Origin of the sequence: Stackebrandtia soli, from assembly GCF_965137155.1 — a bacterium.
Classification (GTDB): domain Bacteria; phylum Actinomycetota; class Actinomycetes; order Mycobacteriales; family Micromonosporaceae; genus Stackebrandtia; species Stackebrandtia soli.
Genome location: NZ_CBCRZX010000002.1, coordinates 97,591 through 114,494 on the forward strand (window position 1 = coordinate 97,591; position 16,904 = coordinate 114,494).

The window sequence follows — 16,904 nt, forward strand, 5'->3', positions numbered from 1 at the left end:
CGTCACATCGACCGTCGCGTCTGAGCCCGGGTTGATTCGCACCTCCACCATCTGGTGGACGTGCGAAACCTCGCGGCACGGCCTGGGTCGCGCCGTTGGCTGGTCCGGGACACGGAGGTTCGACCTCCCACACCGGCCCCGTGCTCGGATCAGTTCAACGTCGAGTGCGCCGCGAACACGGCGCGATCGGGCTCCAGCAGCCGAGCGGTGACTGCCGGGCCGAGGTCGTCCAGGCGGGTGAGTGTGGTCCGGTCGGGGCAGGAGAAGGTCGTAGCGTCAGGGACGTCCAGAACCCCGGATGAGTGGCATGGCACTCCCATCGGAGGACCTCAACGCCCACCCGGCGAGCGACGCGTCGGCGGGCTCCACGCCCCGTCTGCGGAGCGTGGGTTCGGCGGACGCCATGACGGCGGCCCGTCGCCGTCGCACGCCTGGGTGAATTCGCGCCCGGTTGTCTCGCACCCTCGTGTGCGGCGCGCGCGGACTCCCACGCCTCGGCATACAGTGGCCCCGTAGCTACGCCGTAGGGCGATGGAGATGGGGGCGCGAACCGGGTGGAAGGCGAACGGACGCTGGGAACGTTCACGACGTTCGGTCTACTGTGCACTGTTACGACTTCGGCGGCGCCGGACACGGTACGCGTGTACGTCGACGAGCTCGACGCGCACGGCGACCCGACCATGGCCTGCACGATCGCGGGGATCACCGGCGACAAGATCGAGGCGTCCTTCGCGGCCGCCTACCGACGCGAGGAGTTCGCGACGTGGCGGAAGCTCATAGTCGCCGAGACCGCGCGCCTCATCGGACGACTGGTCGACACTCCCCGACCCGGCGCCCGCGGCGACGACTGGAACGATTGAGCGCGAATCGAACCGGCTCCCGAAGCCACAAACGACCCACAACGCCGCCGAGACGGAGGTCGGGCTCGACCGGTGTCGACTCAGCCGTGCCACGACCGCCACAGGGCGGCATACGCGCCGCCGGCCGTCAACAACTCGTCGTGGGAACCGAGCTCGGTGATCCGACCGTCCTCGACGACCGCGATCCGATCGGCGTCGCGCGCGGTGTGCAGGCGGTGCGCGATCGACACGACCGTGCGCCCGGCCAACACCCGCGCCAGCGCGCGCTCCGTCCCGCGCGCCGTCGACGGATCGAGCCTCGCCGTCGCCTCGTCCAGGACGAGCACACGCGGGTCCGCGAGGATCACCCGCGCGAGCGCGAGCTGCTGTTCGGCGGCGTCGGGCAGGCTCACGCCGTTACCGCCGAGCACGGTGTCGAGCCCGTCGGGAAGGTCGTGCGCCCACTCCGCGCTCACCGTGTCCAAAACGGACCATAGGCTCGCGTCGTCGGCGTCGGGCTCGGCGAGCCGCAGATTGTCGCGCAGCGGCGCGGCGAAGACGTGATGCTCCTGGGTCAGTAGGACGACGAGCCGCCGCAAGCGGTTCGCGTCGACATCAGTGACGGAGACGCCGCCGAGAAGGACGGCGCCGTCGGTCGGCGGGTCGATCCCGGCGAGGAGACGCGCGATCGTGCTCTTCCCGGCCCCGGACGGACCGACGATCGCGAGCCGCTCACCCGGCCGAACCGTCAGATCGATGCCGCGCAACACTTCCGGACCGCCCGGGTCGTAGCGGAAACGCGCTCCGCGCAGCTCCAAGCGGTCATCGGACGGCTCCGGGCCGGTCTCGGTGGGCGTGGGCCGTCCGATGACGCCGCCGATTCCCTCGACTCGCGCCAGGGAGGCGGCTCCGCGTTGCAGTTGCTCGACCCACGTGAACACCGCTTCGAGCGGGTCGACGAGCTGCCACAGGTACAGGGCGGCCGACACGACCGCGCCGAGCGTGACCTGTCGATCGAAGTACAGGAGGCCGCCGACGAGCAACACGACCGCCGTCGGGACCGCGTGGGCGACGTCGACGGCCGGGAAGAAGACCGTACGCAGCCGAAGCGTCGCCATCCGCGCCGCGAACGAACGATCGATGTGGGTCTCGCTGTCGTGGACACGCTGGGCTCGGAGTCTCAGCGTCTCAACGGTTCGCGCGCCGGTCACCGTCGCGGCCATCGACTCCGACACCTCGCTGATCGAGGCACCCTCCTCGATGTAGGCGGTGCGGGCGCGACGTAGGTACCAGCGCGTCGCGAGCACCAGGATCGGCACACCCGTGAACGCGACGACACCGAGCAGCGGGTCCACGATGAACACCGCCGCGATGATGAAGACGACCTGGACACCCGCCAGGGCCATCTCCGGAACCGCGCCGCGCACCGACGATCCGACCGCTCCGACGTCGACCGACGCGCGGGTCATCAGGTCGCCCACCCCGGCGCGTTCCACGATCGGCAGGGGAATCAGCAGAGATCGGTCGACGAAGCGCTCACGCAGGCGCGCGAGCACGCGTTCACCGAGCCTGGCGGCCAGGAGTCTCGCGTGGCGCACGAGCAGGATCTGCGCGAAGACGGCACCGACGATGGCCGCCGCAAGCAGATCCACGGTGGACACGGAGCCGCCGCCGGTCACGTTGTCGACGATCCGGCCGAGCAGCCACGGAGCGACGAGGCCGACGAGGGCGGCGGCGCAGTGCGTGACGACGACGCCCGCGACCGATCCCCGCTCATGGGAGAGCAGTTCCCGGGTCGCGGCGCGCACGGCGGCCGGCGAGGCGACGGGCAGACGTCCGGTGTCGGTCATCGGTCACTCCCCTCCCCAGACACGGGAGGCTCCGCGTCGGGTTTCGGTTCGGGCGCGGGATCGGGGTCGATGTCGCGGGTGACGAGCGCGCGGTAGTCGCGGTCGTCGACGAGCAGGTCGCGGTGGACGCCGGTCGCGGCGAGCCGATCGGCGCGGAGGTACGCCACCCGATCCGCCCGATCGAGCCATAGTGGAGACGTCGATACGACGAGGGTGGTTCGTCCGGCCCGATGGAGTCTCAGCCGGGCGGCGATGTCGGCCTCGGTGCGCGCGTCCACGGCGGAGGTGGGGTCGTTGAGCAGCAACATCTCCGCGTCGACGAGCAGCGCGCGAGCCAATCGCAGGCGCTGCCGCTGACCACCGGAGAGGGTCGTGGCGCGGTCGGGCAGCGGCGAGTCGAGTCCGAGCGGAAGTGCGTCGACGATGTCGGTGGCGACGGCGGTCTCCAACGCGGCGGTGATCCGCTCGCGATCGAACGCGGTGCGCTGCGCGTCAGGGGCGGCCTCACGGCCCGGAGCGGCGAGGGCGTCGCCGATCGTCCCTGGAAAGATGTGCCCGTCGTTGTCGGCGACCAGGATGGACGCGCGGACCGTCGACAACGGGATGTCCTGCAGCGGAACCGATCCCCAGGTGGCATCGGAGTCGGTTAGGCGACCGAGCCGGTCCATGAGCGCGTCGACATCGCTGTCGCGATCGGCCGCGAGCACCGTCAACTCTCCATGTCGGACGGTCACCCCACTGGCGGGATCGTGGAGGTCCGTCTCGGGTTCGGGCTCCGTCGTCCCGTCGTCGGTGAGGGCCTGCGGCAGCGACAGGACCGCGATGACACGGCGCCCGGCGACGATCGCGCGAGTGATGTCGTAACCGGCTTCGAGAAAGAACGCCACGGGAATCGTCAACGCCGCGATATAGCCGTAGACGGACACGAGATCGCCGACGCTGATCTGCCCCGTCGCGGCCATGCGCGCCGTCAACCACACGACCCCGGCCAGATACAGGGCCGGCACGCCCGTCCCGAGCGCGTGGATCCAACTCGATACGACTCCGACCCGGTATCCCTCGGCGCGAAGCGAAGCCGACCCGGCGTGGTACCGACGCGCGAAGATGGCACCGCCGCCCGTCCCCGCCAGGACACGCAATCCCGACACGATGTCACCCGACAAGCCGGTGAGCGAGCCCTGGCGCTCCCGGTACACCGCCTCGGCGTCGCCGAGTCGCCGCAACAACGGAAGCATCAGGACCGCCAACGCGGGCACGCCCACCCCGACGATGACCGCGAGCAACCACGACACCTGGAACAGGATGACCGCGAGGACGATGTAGGCGATGGCGGCCCCGACGCCGGGCCCCGTGACGGTGAGGGCCTGCGCGATCTGGGTGACGTCGGTCGCGCCGACGGTGACGACCTCGCCGCTGGTCACCTTGCCGCGCAAGGTGTTGCCGAGCGCGGCGCAATGCCGGACGACGACCCTGATCGTGCGGAACGAGGCGTCCATGCGGACCTTCGTCATGGTGCGGTGCCGCATGATCCCGCAGTAGGACGTAAACAGCCCCATCGCGAACAGCGTCGCCGACCATCCGACCAGGACGGGCAGATCGCGGGCGACGAGGCCGTCGTCGATCGCACGCGACATGAGATACGGCGGAACCATCAAGCTGACCATGTAGACGGTTCCCCAGAAGGCGCCCAGGAGCACTCGCGGCCACTGGGAGCTGGTGAGCCACCACAGATACGCCAAGGGACCGCTCACGACGGGGGTTCCGGGACCGGGGGCACGAGACACGCCGACAGCCTAGACGCGTGACGACCGCGAACCGCTGCGGTCCACCTTCACCGCGACCGGCCCCACTCCCCGCGACGCCGGGGACCGGCCCGTCTTCACCGCGAACCGCGGTATGCGAGCTTCACCCTTCCGACGCATCGCCCATCGACGAGGTTCGAGGACCCGGCGCGACGCACGCGACGGGTTCGACAGAGATGGTCCAGGAACGAGTCAATTCGCGCAGAACGGGGCTCGCGGATCGGACCCGATCACCAAACATCCGCCATGACCCTCAGATGGGGCCCTGTCAACGGAAGTCGCGCCGTTGAGGATCGTCGATGTCAACGCGCGAGCCCTTCGACGAGCTCCCACGTCTGTTCCGCGATGGCGTGTTCTTCGTCGGTCGGGACGACGCACACCGTCACGGGGGAGTCGTCGTCAGAGATGATCGCTTCGTTGAAGGCGTTGCGCGCCGGATCGAGGCGGATGCCGAGGCGTTCCAGACCGCTCAGGCCGCGAGCGCGGATGTCGGGGTTGTTCTCCCCGACGCCGGCGGTGAACACGATCGCGTCGGCTCCACCGAGCACGGCCAGGTACGCGCCGACGTACTTGCGGATGCGGTGACAGTAGACGTCGAGCGCGGTGCGCGCGGCGGCGTCCCCGGATTCCGCGAGTTCGTGGACGCGGCGCATGTCGTTCTCGCCGCACAGACCGAGTAGTCCGCTTCGGGTGTTGAGGGCGTCGTCGATGTCGCCGATGGACATGCCGTGGCGTGCGAGGTGCGCGATGACGGCCGGGTCTATGTCGCCGCTGCGGGTACCCATGACGAGCCCTTCCAGGGGCGTCATCCCCATGGACGTCTCGACGCACACTCCCCCGTGGATCGCCGACACGGACGCCCCGTTCCCCAGGTGCAGGACGATGATGTCGCAATCGGACGGATCACGGCCGAGAAGCCGTGCCGTCGCGCCGCCGACGTAGCGATGCGAGGTGCCGTGGAAACCGTAGCGTCGGACGCCGTAGTCGGTGACCCACTCGGGGGGCACGGCGTAGCGCCAGGCGTGTTCGGGGATCGTCGTGTGGAACGCGGTGTCGAAGACGGCGACCTGCGGAACGTCGCCGAACGCGGCGCGGGAGGCCTGGATCCCGGCGAGGTTCGCGGGATTGTGCAGTGGCGCGAGTGTGGACAGTTCCTGGACGACGGCGCACACCTCGTCGGTGATGAGCGTCGGTTCGCTGAATCGGTCTCCGCCGTGGACGACGCGGTGGCCGATCGCGTCGGGCGGCGACGGAGGCAGGACGGCGAGCACGAGTCGCATGGCGGTGTCGTGGTCGGGGATCGTCGTCTCCGTCTCGCGGGTCCCGTCGGCGTCGGTGTGGCGCGCGTTGCCGACCTCCTCACCGATGCGTTCTATCAGGCCGGAGGCGATCGCTTCGCCCGACGGCAGCGCCACGAGCTGGTACTTCAGCGAGGACGAACCGGAGTTGACGACGAGGACGGTGCTCATTGGGCCTCCGTGACGGTCTTGGCGGACTCATACGCCTGAACGGCGGTCAGCGCGATCGTGTTGACGATGTCGGGCACGGTCGCACCGCGAGAGAGGTCGTTGACGGGACGCCGGAGCCCTTGCAGCATCGGACCGATCGCGACGGCCCCGGCCGAGCGCTGAACCGCCTTGTACAGGTTGTTGCCGGTGTTCAGGTCGGGAACGACGAACACGGTCGCTTGGCCGGCGACGGCGCTGCTGGGGAGCTTCGCGGCGGCGACTTCGGCGTCGACGGCGGCGTCGTACTGGATCGGCCCCTCGATGGCGAGGTCGGGCCGCCTCGAGGACGCCAGGGCGGCCGCCTCGCGCACGCGCTCCACATCGGATCCTGTGCCGGAGTCGCCGGTGGAGTACGACAGCATCGCGACCTTCGGTTCGACGCCGAAGGTCGCGGCGGAGTCGGCGGCGGAGATGGCGATGTCGGCGAGCTGGGTGACGTCGGGCTCGGGGATGACGGCGCAGTCGCCGTACACGAGGACCCGCTCGGGCAGGCACATGAAGAAGACGCTGGACACGACCTCGACGCCGGGAGCGGCCTTGATGATCTCGAACGCGGGGCGAATGGTGTGGGCTGTCGTATGGGCGGCGCCGGAGACCATGCCGTCCACGAGTCCGCAATGGACCATCATGGTGCCGAAGTAGGAGACGTCGACGACGGTGTCGAAGGCCATGGCCTCGGTGATGCCCCGGTGGGCGCGCAGACTGGAGTACTCGCGCGCGAAGCGGGAGCGCAGCTCGACGTCGCGGGGATCGACAATGGACACGTCCTCGATATCGATGCCGAGGCGATCCGCGGCGGCGTTCACCTCGGTGACGTCGCCCAGCAGTGTCACCCGCGCGACCCGTCGTCGGGTCACAATCTCGGCGGCGCGGAGAATGCGCGGCTCGGTGCCTTCGGGAAGCACGATGTGGCGTTGATGACCGCGGGCGCGTTCCATCAGGTCGAATTCGAACATCAACGGCGTGACGGCGGGCGAACGGCCGACGTGGAACCGGCGCGACAGCCGATCGGTGTCCACATTGTCGGCGAACAGGGTCGACGCCGTCGCGAGGGTCGCGTCGGAATCGGCCGAGAGCTTCCCCCGCACGGCGGCGAGGCGCGTCGCGGTGTCGAAGGTGTCTCCGTCGGCGGCGTAGACGGCCAGCGGTGACGCGAAACCGGCGATGACGTCGCGAACGGCCGTCGGCACAGCGAGACCGCCCGTGAGGACGATGCCCGCGATGGCGGGGCTGCCGGCGGTGTGCGCGGCGAGTAGACCCAGGAGCAGGTCGGAGCGATCGCCAGGGGTGATGACGAGCGCGCCGGGCGTCAAGTGGGTGAGCATGTTCGGGAGCGTCATCGCGGCGACGAGCAGACCGCTCGCCTGGCGGGCGGCCGTCGCCGGATCTCCGAAGAGGATGGTCGCGTCGCAGGCGGCGGCGTATTCGCCGACGGTGGGCGCGAGCAGCTTCGGCGAGCGCGGGATGACGTCGGCGTCGGGCAGATCACGCCGTATCGCGTCGACGGCGTCGGGGTCGGCGCGGTTGACGATGATCGCGGAGACGCTGGCGTGAGCGGCCCGGGCTTGGGCGCGGGCGAGGCGGGCGGCCTGGGACAACTCGGCCGGGGTCCGTCCGTCGCCGGTCATGATCAGGACGAGCGGCGCGCCGAGGTTGACCGCGACGCGCATGTTGAACTCGTACTCCATCGGGGACCCGACGTCGGTGTAGTCGGTGCCGACGATGATGACGGCGCGCGCGGTCACCGCGAGGGCGTGGTACCGCTCGACGATGCGACTCATCGCGGCGTCCGGGTCGTGGTGGACGTCGTCGTAGGTGACGCCCACGCAGTCGGCGGCGTCGGCCGTCAGACGGAAACGGTGCCGCAGCAGAGCGACGAGCGGATCCGGGGAGTCGGCTCGGACGACCGGGCGGAAGACGGAGACGGAGCCGACGGTCCGGCTCAGCAGTTCCGTCAAGCCGAAGGCGATGAGCGACTTGCCGCTGCCGCCGTCGAGCGCGGTGAGGTAGGCGCTGTGAGGCATCCGTTCACTGTAGGGGGTGAGCGCTCGCGGGTCGTCATGCCCGCGCCGCCGTTGGTGGCGACAACGGCTCGAGGTTTCCACCCGGCGACACGACGCGAGCGCGGGACGGGCCCGTCGCGACCACGGCGAAGCGATGATCTTCGATGCGATGCGCGGCCCTTGACCAGTCGTTTCAGGTTGGCTTCAGGCGCCTTTAGCGTGGCTTCAGCACTCAGGGGCTACGTTCACCATAGGGGAGGAGGATGGTGGCCCCCATGATCGACGATCTGGGGGATGGCGCCGATCGAGCCCACGAGACACCGAGTCAAGCCACTCTGGACAGATCCGGATGGTCGAGAACGGCACACGGTCTCGAACAGGCAGGGATCGGGAACGGGAAACGGCCCCCGACACGGTACGCGTCGAGGGCCGGATGTGAACACGTCAGCAGGTGTTGAGCATGGTCTGCAGCGCCGACTTCTCGGCGGACTGCAAGGTAAGGCCCCAGTGGTACTTCGAGCGGACCCACATCTTGGCGTAGGTGCACTGGTACGACGACATCGGCTTCCACTCGGTCGGATCCGAGTCGCTTTTGGAGCGGTTGGAGCTGGCGCTGGACGCCCGCAGCTGCGGGTACGACAGGTCGTTGGCGAAGGCCTCACGCTTGGCCTGCGTCCAACCGGAGGCTCCGGAGCGCCACGCCTCGGCGAGCGGAACGACGTGGTCGATGTCCACGTCGGACGACGAGTACAGGGTCACGCCGTCGTAGGGGCTGTACCAACGGCCCGCCGTGGGCTGGCAGTCGGAACCGACGCTCACGTCGATGCCGTCTCGTTGCAGCACCATCTCTCTGGCGTTGCAGGAGCCGGAGACGGTCTGCCAGTGCGGGAACTTGGCACGGTCGTAACCGGAGGACGAGCCTTCGGGTGTGACGGTGAGCGCCGCGAGTTCGGCGAGCGCCGTGGCCTTGCTCGGGATGTTGGGGGCGGTGGCGTGTGCGGGGTCCGCCACCGACAACGACGCGATCACCAGGGCGCACGCCGCGAGGGCGACGACGAGGAGGCGACGAGTCGATGAGATGAATGTGCCGGTCATGACATCTCCTTCGAAGGTGCTTAAGACGATCATGACGTTACATATTTAACATTGGAGATTTCTAGCCCATAGCGGACTTTTCCGCGAAAGGTTCGTGAATTGTCTCCGAACCACCAGGCGACCGGTCCGCCATGACCGCCGAACTACAGTGAAGCCATGTGCCCAACTCGCCGCGCCACCGTCGACGACGTGCCCGAACTCGTCCGATTGCGCGCGCTCATGCACGACTCCATGGGTTCCCCGGACATCGAGGACGTCCTGTGGCGGGATGCCGCGGCGGGCATGCTCGTGGCGGAACTTCCTCGCCGTCCCGCGTTGATCGCGGCGTTCGTGGTCGACGGTGAGCCGGGGTTGGCGGCGTGCGCGACCGGTTCGATCCTCAGGAAGCTGCCGTCTCCGGCGAACCCGTCGGGGAAGTCGGGCTATGTCTTCAATGTCAGCACCGATCTCGACCACCGGCGCCGCGGACACGCCCGTGCGTGTATGGTCGCGCTGCTCGACTGGTTCGTCGGCGAAGGCGTGTTCAGCGTCGAACTGCGCGCCTCGGTCGAAGCGGAACCGCTGTACACCTCGCTCGGTTTCGTCCGAACCAGCGACCCCTCGATGAAACTGAACCTCAAACGACGATGAGACTCCTCGCCCGCGGCCGAACGGCCGACGTCTACCTGCTCGACCATGCCCGCGTCCTGCGCCGGTACCGCGACGGTGAGGATGCCGAGCCCGAGGCTCGCCTCATGACATACCTTGGCGGCCATGGTTATCCGGTGCCGAGGGTGTTCGATGCGACCGGTTCGGACCTGGTGATGGAGAGACTCGCTGGGCCTACCATGCTCGAGGACGCGCTGTCCACACCGGAGGCGGTGTACCGGCACGGCGAGACGCTCGCCGAGCTCCACAATCGACTTCACGCGGTCCGGGCGCCCACCTGGCTGCCCCGCCACGACGACGCGGGTCGCGTCCTCCACCTGGACTTTCACCCCGGCAACGTCGTCCTGACCCACGACGGTCCGGTCGTCATCGACTGGGGCAACGCCATGGCGGGCGATCCTCGCCTGGACGTCGCCGACACCTCGGTGCTGCTGCGAGCGGCCACCGTCGAGCTGCCCGGGGTCGACCCGGCGGCGTTCGCGGCGTTGCGGAAGCGGCTTCTCGACGACTACCTGGGTGAGATCGCGCACCATCCGACGGCGATGCTCGCCACCGCGATCCGCCGCCGCGTCGACGATCCGAACTGGACCATCGACGAGCGTTCCGAGCTGCGGCGCTGGTTGTCGACCCTGAACTGACCACCGTCCACTTCGCGAAAGCGGGGATCTCTGCGGCTCGCGGTCGGACCCGACGGCGCGGAATCCTCCGCCGAACGACCGGGGAAAACGAGTAGTGTCCCCGCCATGCCATCGACTCGGGTCAATCACTTCGCCAGCGGTCGGGACGGGATCGTCGCGACCGTCGATCCCCTGGCGTCCGAGGCGGGCGCCGCCGTACTGCGCCGCGGCGGCACGGCCGTGGACGCCGCGATCGCCGCCAACGCGGTCCTGTCCGTGACCGCGCCGCACCTGTGCGGGCTGGGTGGGGACCTGTTCGCGTTGGTCTCGAAGCCGGGGGAGGCGCCGATCGCGCTGAACGCGTCCGGCCGGTCCGGTTCGGGAGCCGACCCCGATGCCTTGCGCGCCAACGGACACCGGACGATGCCGTTGTCCGAGCTCGCGGCGGTCACCGTGCCGGGTTGCGTCGACGGGTGGATCGCGCTGCACCGTCGCGGCGGGACGCTGCCACTCGCCGAACTGTTCGGCGACGCGATCCGACACGCCACCGACGGTTTCACACCGTCGCCGCTGCTCGTCTTGGGAGCCGCCCGTGTGACCGGCCGCCCCGGGACGTCCGATCTGGATGACGCCGCCGCCGGGCGACCCGTCCGGAGACCGGGCATCGCCGCGACCCTGCGGGCGATCGGCGAGAACGGACGCGCGGGCCTGTACCGGGGCGCCTTCGGTGCCGGGCTACTCGGCCTCGGCGGTGGCCTCTTCAGAGAATCCGATCTGGACGAGATCAACGCGGACTGGGTCGAACCGGTGCGGCGGGACGCCTTCGGGCACACGGTCTGGACGACACCGGCGAACACCCAGGGCTACGTCGCCGCCCTGGCGCTGGGCATCGCGGATCGGATCGGCGTCTCCGACCTCGACGGGGCCGAGTGGGCGCACACCCTGATAGAGGCGTCACGGCTGGCCGGCGTCGATCGGCCGAAGCTACTCCACGAGGGCGCGGACGTCGCGGCACTGCTCACCGACGCCGAGGTCGACAAGCGCGCGGCACGCTTCGACCCGAACGGACGGGCGGACCTGACGGACACGGTCGCCCCGGGCGGCACGACCTACCTGTGCGTCGTCGACGGTTCCGGCACCGGGGTGTCGCTGATCCAGTCGAACGCGGCCGGTTTCGGCAGCGGAATCTTCGAACCCGCGACCGGCATCGGCCTGCACAACCGGGGGTTGGGCTTCTCGCTCGAACCGGGTCACCCGGCCGAGTTCGGACCGCGCCGCCGACCGCCGCACACGCTCATGCCCATGATCGTCACGCGCCCGGACGGAACACTCAGGACTGTCGCGGGGACGATGGGCGGAGACACGCAACCGCAGATCATGACGCAGCTCCTGACCAGACTGCTCCACAATGATCAATCAGCCACCGAGGTCGTCTCCGCCCCACGGTGGCGAATCGGCAACACCAACGGCTTCGACACATGGTCCGACCAGGCGGCGCCCGTCGAACTGGAGAGCGACGCACCGTACGGTTGGGACGACCTCGCCGCACGTGGCCACCGGGTCACGCGCGTCCCCGTCCCGTTCGGGCATGCCCAGCTGATCGACGTCGACGCGGACGGGACGGCCCACGGCGCCGCCGACCCGCGTGCCGTCGTCGCAACGACGATCGCGGTATGACCGCACCGCACGACCCGGCTTCCGGCACCGGACGGCGGGGCCGAATCGGTCGAGTCAACGCCGGAAGCCGAAATGGACCTTCGACGTGTCGTGACGGTGGATCGATCAGCCGAGCAGGGTGTACGCCACACCGATGAGGGCGCCCGCCGCGATGTACCAGGCACTGTTCAACCTGGTGCGCCACAACAACACCAGGGTGACGATCGCGATCCCGGCCGTCAACGGGTCGACGATCGCGGCGGCGCCCAGCTGAGCACTGACGCCCGCCATGAGCGCCAACGCGGTCGCGTTGACGGCGTCCAGGACCGCCGACGTCCACTCCCGAGACCGGAGCCAATCGACCAGCCTGGTCAACAACCCGACGAACACGAACGACGGCGCGAAGATCGCCACCGTCGCGACGAAGGCGCCCGGAAGCCCCGCGACGACGTAACCGACGAAGGTCGCGGTCGTGAAGACCGGCCCCGGAGTCACCTGACCGACGGACACGGCGTCGACCAGCTGCTGCTCGGTGATCCACCCGAGCCGGTCGACGAAATCGCCCTGAAGGAAGGCGAGCAGCACGTACCCGCTGCCGTACAACACGGAACCGATCTTCAACATCGTGAAGAACAGTTGCGTCAACTGCGCGCCGGACGGTTCTCCCAAAGCCAGCACCGGCACCAATACGAGCCCGTGCGCGCCCGTGCCCCGAGGACGGTGCCGCACCAGGTGCGCGAGCGCCGCGATGACGGCACCGGCGGCCATGATCAGGAGTTCGTTGACCCCGACGACGTAGGCGGCGAGCGCCGACACCGCGAGGACCGCGAGCCACACGCTGCCGATGGTGGTTCGCAGCAGGGAGAACAGGGCGTGCGCGATGATCGCGATGACGGCCGGGACGATGCCGTACAGGACGCCCGACACGGCCGGAGTCTGTCCATAGGAGACGTATATCCAGGCCAGGGCCGTCACGAGGACCGCCGCGGGCACGATGAAGCACACCCCGGCCGCGAGCAGGCCGCGCCAGCGGGCACGATCGAACCCGAGGTGAATCGCCAGTTCGGTGGAGTTGGGGCCGGGGATGAGGTTCGTCGCCCCCATGAGGTCCACGAAGCGCTGCTCGGACACCCACCCACGACCGCGCACGACCTCCTGGTGCATCAGTGCCGTGTGGGCGGCCGGCCCGCCGAACGCGATCGTCCCGAGGCGGAGGAACAGGAACGCCACCTCGCGCACGGACCCCACGGGAGGTCGCGACGGATCGTTCGGGTCGGTGTCGGCGTCCACGTGCGCTTCCCTCTCTGTACCGAGACGTCAATCCTGTCTCATGGCTGCTTGGCGGTCACGTGGACCGGCTGCGGAGCGCGGACAGGATCGCGAGGGCCGCGGGCACCGGGTTGGCGCCGTATCGGCTGGCGAAGGCGTCGACGAGGTGCCAGCCCGCGCGGCGTAGGACTCGTTGCCGCGCAAGGTGTTCCGTCACTCCGTCGGGGTGTACGCCGCAGGTGACGCCGATCGCGGCGTCGCCGTCGCCCACGCAGAGGTCGAGGCGCCAGGAGCCGACGGGGTATCCGACACGGACCGGCACGTCGGCCCTGCGAAGTTCCTCGGAGACGGAGGCGACCCACGCGTCGACGGTCCCGGGTGGCGGCGCCTCGGGCGGGTGGTCGGCGTATCGAAGGAAGTCGCCGATGAGACCACCGGGATCGAGCAGCGACGTCACGACGTGGAGTCGTCGGCGGGCTCGGGTGATCATGACGTTGAACAGGTGCGGGTCCGAGACGAAGCGGCGGCGGCCCACGGCGTCCGTGTCGAGGACGCCGAGGCCGGCGATGACGGTGGCGGCCTCGCTGCCCTGGAACGCGTGGACGGTGCCGGTCCGCAGGCCGACGCGGGCGATGAGGTCGGCGGTGTACGTCTGAAGGAGCGCGGCCTCGATCGCGTCCGCCTGCGCCCGGAACGGCGTGATGAGCGCGATGTCCGACTCCCCCGCGTCAATCAGGGACTCGGTGAGGGCGAGCATCCGCTCCAGCTCAGCGGTGTTGACGCCGTCGGTGACGGTCGCGTCGACGACGCGATGCACGTCGATGGCGTCATGGCGGTCGTTCCTCGGGTGGGTTGTCACCGGCGCGACCTGTCCGTTGTAGAAGCTGCGGGACGAGAAGCCGATGAGGTGCGGCACGCCGCGATAGTGCTCGCCCAGGCGTATCGCCGGGCTCGCTCCACACGCGACGTCGTACAGCGAACGGCGGCGCACGTCGAGCAGGTCGGCGTGTTCGGTCACGGCGTGTTCGTTGAGGACGTCGGCGACCGCCGCGTCGCCGACGAAGGACACGAACCGGAGCTGCCGGGGGTCACCCGCGACGACGACGCGACGGCCGCGCGCCAGGGCGGGCGCCGCGCGGATCTGGTCGATGTGAGATGACTCGTCGAGAATCACCAGGTCGAACATGCCGGGATCGGCGGGGAGGATGTCGTCGACGTCGGTGACGGTGCCGATCCACAAGGGAAGAGCACGGAGGAGGGCCGTCGTATCGAGTGCCGCGAGCGCGGTGCGGCGCCGCGATCGACCGGCCCGCAACGCCGCCGCCAAGCCGGACATCGCGCGCAGCGCGACACGGTCTCGACGACGACGGGACGTCGCCTCGATCGCGAGCGCGTGACCGGCCGCCTCGCGGGAGCGCTCGTCCGCTTCAGCCAGGATGTCCCAGGTGTCGCGCAGATCGGTGCCGCCGGTCGCGGTGAGACGGGCGGCGGCGCGGTGGGATTCCGCCAGAGTCAGCGCGTGCCGGAGGTCGTCGGCGGAGCCGGACCCTCGGACGACGGCGGCCAGACGGCGGCGGGCGTGCGCCGCTCGAAGGCGGTTGATCCACCCGACGCCGTCGGCGAGGGAACGGTCGAGGAGCCGAGCGACGACCGTCAGGTCGACGTCCATGTCGAGCAGCCCGGGGAAGTCGTTGAACCACAGGGTGTCCGAGCCGCGGACCGTGGCGGCGAGATGCTCGTCGGCGAGTGCCGTTCGTGCTACCGACTCGGCTCGGCCGACGAGTTGGAGGGCGCGGTCGGCCGAGGCGCGCGCTTGGCGGAGCGCATCGTCGCCGTGCCCGGCCGGGGCTCCTCCGGACAGCTCGGTCAGGACGGCGCCTCGGCGTTCGCTGTCTCCGAAGAGGACGGGTTCGGGGCCGGGCTGGCGGCTGATCAGGTCGGCGAGGACGTCGGCGGCGTGGACGGACTGCGTGACCATCAGGACCGACTCGCCCGCCGCGATGGCGTCCTGCGCGATCGCGGCGAGTGTGTGGCTCTTGCCGCAACCGGGCGCGCCGGAGATGACGGTGACGGGGTGCCGACGGGCGTGGTCGGCGGCGGCGGTCTGGTCGGGGTCGAGCGGCAGGATCCGGACGGTGGGACGTTCGGGTCTCTCCGGTTCGAGCGGGGCGAGACCGTAGACGGCGGCGAGCGCGGTGGCGTCGAGGCCGGGCCGCGATCCCCAGTCTCGTAGGGTGGGCGCGACTCCCATCGGGGCGGGTCGGGCGGCGAACAGGACGCTGCCGGTGACGAGCACGAGTTCGTCGCGGTCGGTCGGCGGAGTGTCGGTGACTGCGGTGACGGGAAGCCCGGTGGACACGGCGAGTTCGAGCAGCGTCTCGGGGTCGATCGGATTCAGGGGTGATTCGGGCGCGGTCGGACCGAGGGTGGTCTCGATGTCTCCGGCGGGCCGGATGCGCTGCGACAGCATGCCCGTCTGGATGCGCACCGGGCGTTGGTACAGCGGCAGGAACACGACTCGCCGCCGACCGTCCACCATGGCGTTGCCTCGGATCGTGTACCAGCCCTGGCGCATGATGCGCTCGTCGCGGTGCAGCGCGTCGAGGGCGGCGAGGCGCGCGGCGGCGGGGTCCTTGACGGTGTCGGGGTCGAGGTCGGGGAAGTGCACGGCGGTGGCGGTGCCGCTGCGAATGTCGAGGGGCGCGGCGCGCGGCGCGGGTGCGAGATCGGCGAGTACCGCCAGCAGAGTCGAGACGTCCATGTCACCGGTGAACCTATCGCGAACCGACAAGACACGGGAGCGTCAACTCGGGGTTGACGATTTGAAATCGTCAACCTATGGTTGACGCATGAACGAGAAGATTCCCGTCCGACTGGACGAACTCATCGATTACGTCAAGACTCAACATCCGTCCGGCTCCGATCTGGAGCGGCTGTCCGAGGCGGTGCTCGTCGCCGAGCGCCTCACCGACCACGCCGACACCCTCGTCGGACACTTCGTGGATCAGGCGCGGCGCGCGGGAGCGTCGTGGACCGACATCGGCCAATACATGGGCGTGACGAAGCAGGCCGCGCAGAAGCGCTTCGTCTCCAAGAAGGGCACGGAGGAGAACCCCCTCGAGGCGACCGGCCGATTCACCGGCCGCGCGAAGATCGTCATGGAGAAGGCCGCGATCGCGGCGCGGAACCGAGGCAACACCGAGACCACCGACGTGCACATTCTCGTCGGTCTCCTCCAGGAGAGGGAGAGTCTCGCGATCGTCGCGATGGAGTCACTGAACGCGGACGTCGACGCCATCGCCGCCGCCGCGACGGAGGCCCTGCCGCCCGGCGGCGAGCCCCGGTCGACACCGATCCCGACGATGGACGCGCGGGCGACGCGCGTCTTCGAACGCACCATCGAGGAGGCGGTCAACATGGGGCACAACTATGTGGGCACCGAGCACATCCTCCTCGCCCTGCTGGAGGACAAAGGAGAACCGGCGACGATCCTCAGCCGCCACGGCGTGACGAAACCCGCGATCCGTAAACCGATTCAGTCGATGCTGGCGCAACTCGCGGCGGCGAACGATCCGAAGTAGGCATCAGTGGTGGGNGGNTCCCGTCGCGACGGGAAC

General features: G+C 69.7%; 13 protein-coding genes. 5 read left to right on the top strand and 8 right to left on the bottom strand.

Features of this window, described 5'->3' with window-relative positions:
* Nucleotides 1-149: 149 nt before the first annotated feature.
* Nucleotides 150-320, bottom strand: coding sequence for a hypothetical protein (locus ACM9NP_RS01680; RefSeq protein WP_415644743.1), 171 nt, complete (start codon nucleotides 318-320; stop codon nucleotides 150-152).
* Between the two features lie 234 nt (nucleotides 321-554).
* Between ACM9NP_RS01680 and ACM9NP_RS01685 the strand changes: the two genes are divergently transcribed.
* Complete coding sequence (locus tag ACM9NP_RS01685) at nucleotides 555-860, top strand: hypothetical protein (RefSeq protein ID WP_415644744.1); 306 nt, start codon at nucleotides 555-557, stop codon at nucleotides 858-860.
* An 80-nt stretch (nucleotides 861-940) separates the two neighbouring features.
* On the opposite strand, the gene ACM9NP_RS01690 is transcribed toward ACM9NP_RS01685, so the two are convergent.
* The 5 genes from ACM9NP_RS01690 to ACM9NP_RS01710 form a co-directional block, all read right to left on the bottom strand.
* Nucleotides 941-2,689 carry an ABC transporter ATP-binding protein gene (locus ACM9NP_RS01690; RefSeq protein ID WP_415644745.1) on the bottom strand — a complete coding sequence of 583 codons (1,749 nt, stop codon included), beginning with the start codon at nucleotides 2,687-2,689 and terminating at the stop codon, nucleotides 941-943.
* Nucleotides 2,686-4,473, bottom strand: a complete 1,788-nt coding sequence (locus ACM9NP_RS01695; RefSeq protein ID WP_415644746.1) for an ABC transporter ATP-binding protein — start codon at nucleotides 4,471-4,473, stop codon at nucleotides 2,686-2,688. Before ACM9NP_RS01695 ends, ACM9NP_RS01690 begins: the two co-directional genes overlap by 4 nt.
* 320 nt (nucleotides 4,474-4,793) lie before the next feature.
* Nucleotides 4,794-5,960 carry an acetate/propionate family kinase gene (locus ACM9NP_RS01700; RefSeq protein WP_415644747.1) on the bottom strand — a complete coding sequence of 389 codons (1,167 nt, stop codon included), beginning with the start codon at nucleotides 5,958-5,960 and terminating at the stop codon, nucleotides 4,794-4,796.
* A complete protein-coding gene (gene pta, locus ACM9NP_RS01705) occupies nucleotides 5,957-8,023 on the bottom strand; it encodes a phosphate acetyltransferase (RefSeq protein WP_415644748.1) in 2,067 nt (688 codons plus the stop codon). The genes ACM9NP_RS01700 and pta overlap by 4 nt, the downstream gene beginning before the upstream one ends.
* 423 nt (nucleotides 8,024-8,446) lie before the next feature.
* On the bottom strand, nucleotides 8,447-9,097 hold the full coding sequence (locus tag ACM9NP_RS01710) for a GmrSD restriction endonuclease domain-containing protein (RefSeq protein ID WP_415644749.1): 651 nt from the start codon (nucleotides 9,095-9,097) through the stop codon (nucleotides 8,447-8,449).
* 156 nt (nucleotides 9,098-9,253) lie between these two features.
* Here ACM9NP_RS01710 and ACM9NP_RS01715 point away from each other — a divergent pair, with 156 nt between their 5' ends.
* From ACM9NP_RS01715 to ACM9NP_RS01725, 3 genes are all read left to right on the top strand, one after another.
* Nucleotides 9,254-9,727 carry a GNAT family N-acetyltransferase gene (locus ACM9NP_RS01715; protein WP_415644750.1) on the top strand — a complete coding sequence of 158 codons (474 nt, stop codon included), beginning with the start codon at nucleotides 9,254-9,256 and terminating at the stop codon, nucleotides 9,725-9,727.
* Nucleotides 9,724-10,383 carry a phosphotransferase gene (locus ACM9NP_RS01720; RefSeq protein WP_415644751.1) on the top strand — a complete coding sequence of 220 codons (660 nt, stop codon included), beginning with the start codon at nucleotides 9,724-9,726 and terminating at the stop codon, nucleotides 10,381-10,383. Before ACM9NP_RS01715 ends, ACM9NP_RS01720 begins: the two co-directional genes overlap by 4 nt.
* Nucleotides 10,384-10,488: 105 nt before the next feature.
* Complete coding sequence (locus ACM9NP_RS01725) at nucleotides 10,489-12,039, top strand: gamma-glutamyltransferase family protein (protein ID WP_415644752.1); 1,551 nt, start codon at nucleotides 10,489-10,491, stop codon at nucleotides 12,037-12,039.
* Between the two features lie 105 nt (nucleotides 12,040-12,144).
* Here ACM9NP_RS01725 and chrA read toward each other — a convergent pair whose 3' ends face one another.
* A complete protein-coding gene (gene chrA / locus ACM9NP_RS01730; RefSeq protein ID WP_415644753.1) occupies nucleotides 12,145-13,308 on the bottom strand; it encodes a chromate efflux transporter in 1,164 nt (387 codons plus the stop codon).
* Between the two features lie 55 nt (nucleotides 13,309-13,363).
* Nucleotides 13,364-16,048, bottom strand: a complete 2,685-nt coding sequence (locus ACM9NP_RS01735) for an AAA domain-containing protein (protein ID WP_415644754.1) — start codon at nucleotides 16,046-16,048, stop codon at nucleotides 13,364-13,366.
* Nucleotides 16,049-16,136: 88 nt separating this feature from the next.
* Here ACM9NP_RS01735 and ACM9NP_RS01740 point away from each other — a divergent pair, with 88 nt between their 5' ends.
* Complete coding sequence (locus ACM9NP_RS01740) at nucleotides 16,137-16,868, top strand: Clp protease N-terminal domain-containing protein (protein WP_415644755.1); 732 nt, start codon at nucleotides 16,137-16,139, stop codon at nucleotides 16,866-16,868.
* Nucleotides 16,869-16,904: the final 36 nt, after the last annotated feature.

Bases quoted from the DNA above. Each gene is read 5' to 3' on its own strand.
- ACM9NP_RS01710 (WP_415644749.1), bottom strand. From the start codon at position 9,097: ATGACCGGCACATTCATCTCATCGACTCGTCGCCTCCTCGTCGTCGCC.
- ACM9NP_RS01725 (WP_415644752.1), top strand. From the start codon at position 10,489: ATGCCATCGACTCGGGTCAATCACTTCGCCAGCGGTCGGGACGGGATC.
- ACM9NP_RS01720 (WP_415644751.1), top strand. From the start codon at position 9,724: ATGAGACTCCTCGCCCGCGGCCGAACGGCCGACGTCTACCTGCTCGAC.
- ACM9NP_RS01740 (WP_415644755.1), top strand. From the start codon at position 16,137: ATGAACGAGAAGATTCCCGTCCGACTGGACGAACTCATCGATTACGTC.
- pta (WP_415644748.1), bottom strand. From the start codon at position 8,023: ATGCCTCACAGCGCCTACCTCACCGCGCTCGACGGCGGCAGCGGCAAG.
- ACM9NP_RS01715 (WP_415644750.1), top strand. From the start codon at position 9,254: ATGTGCCCAACTCGCCGCGCCACCGTCGACGACGTGCCCGAACTCGTC.
- ACM9NP_RS01735 (WP_415644754.1), bottom strand. From the start codon at position 16,048: ATGGACGTCTCGACTCTGCTGGCGGTACTCGCCGATCTCGCACCCGCG.
- ACM9NP_RS01700 (WP_415644747.1), bottom strand. From the start codon at position 5,960: ATGAGCACCGTCCTCGTCGTCAACTCCGGTTCGTCCTCGCTGAAGTAC.
- ACM9NP_RS01690 (WP_415644745.1), bottom strand. From the start codon at position 2,689: ATGACCGACACCGGACGTCTGCCCGTCGCCTCGCCGGCCGCCGTGCGC.
- ACM9NP_RS01680 (WP_415644743.1), bottom strand. From the start codon at position 320: ATGGGAGTGCCATGCCACTCATCCGGGGTTCTGGACGTCCCTGACGCT.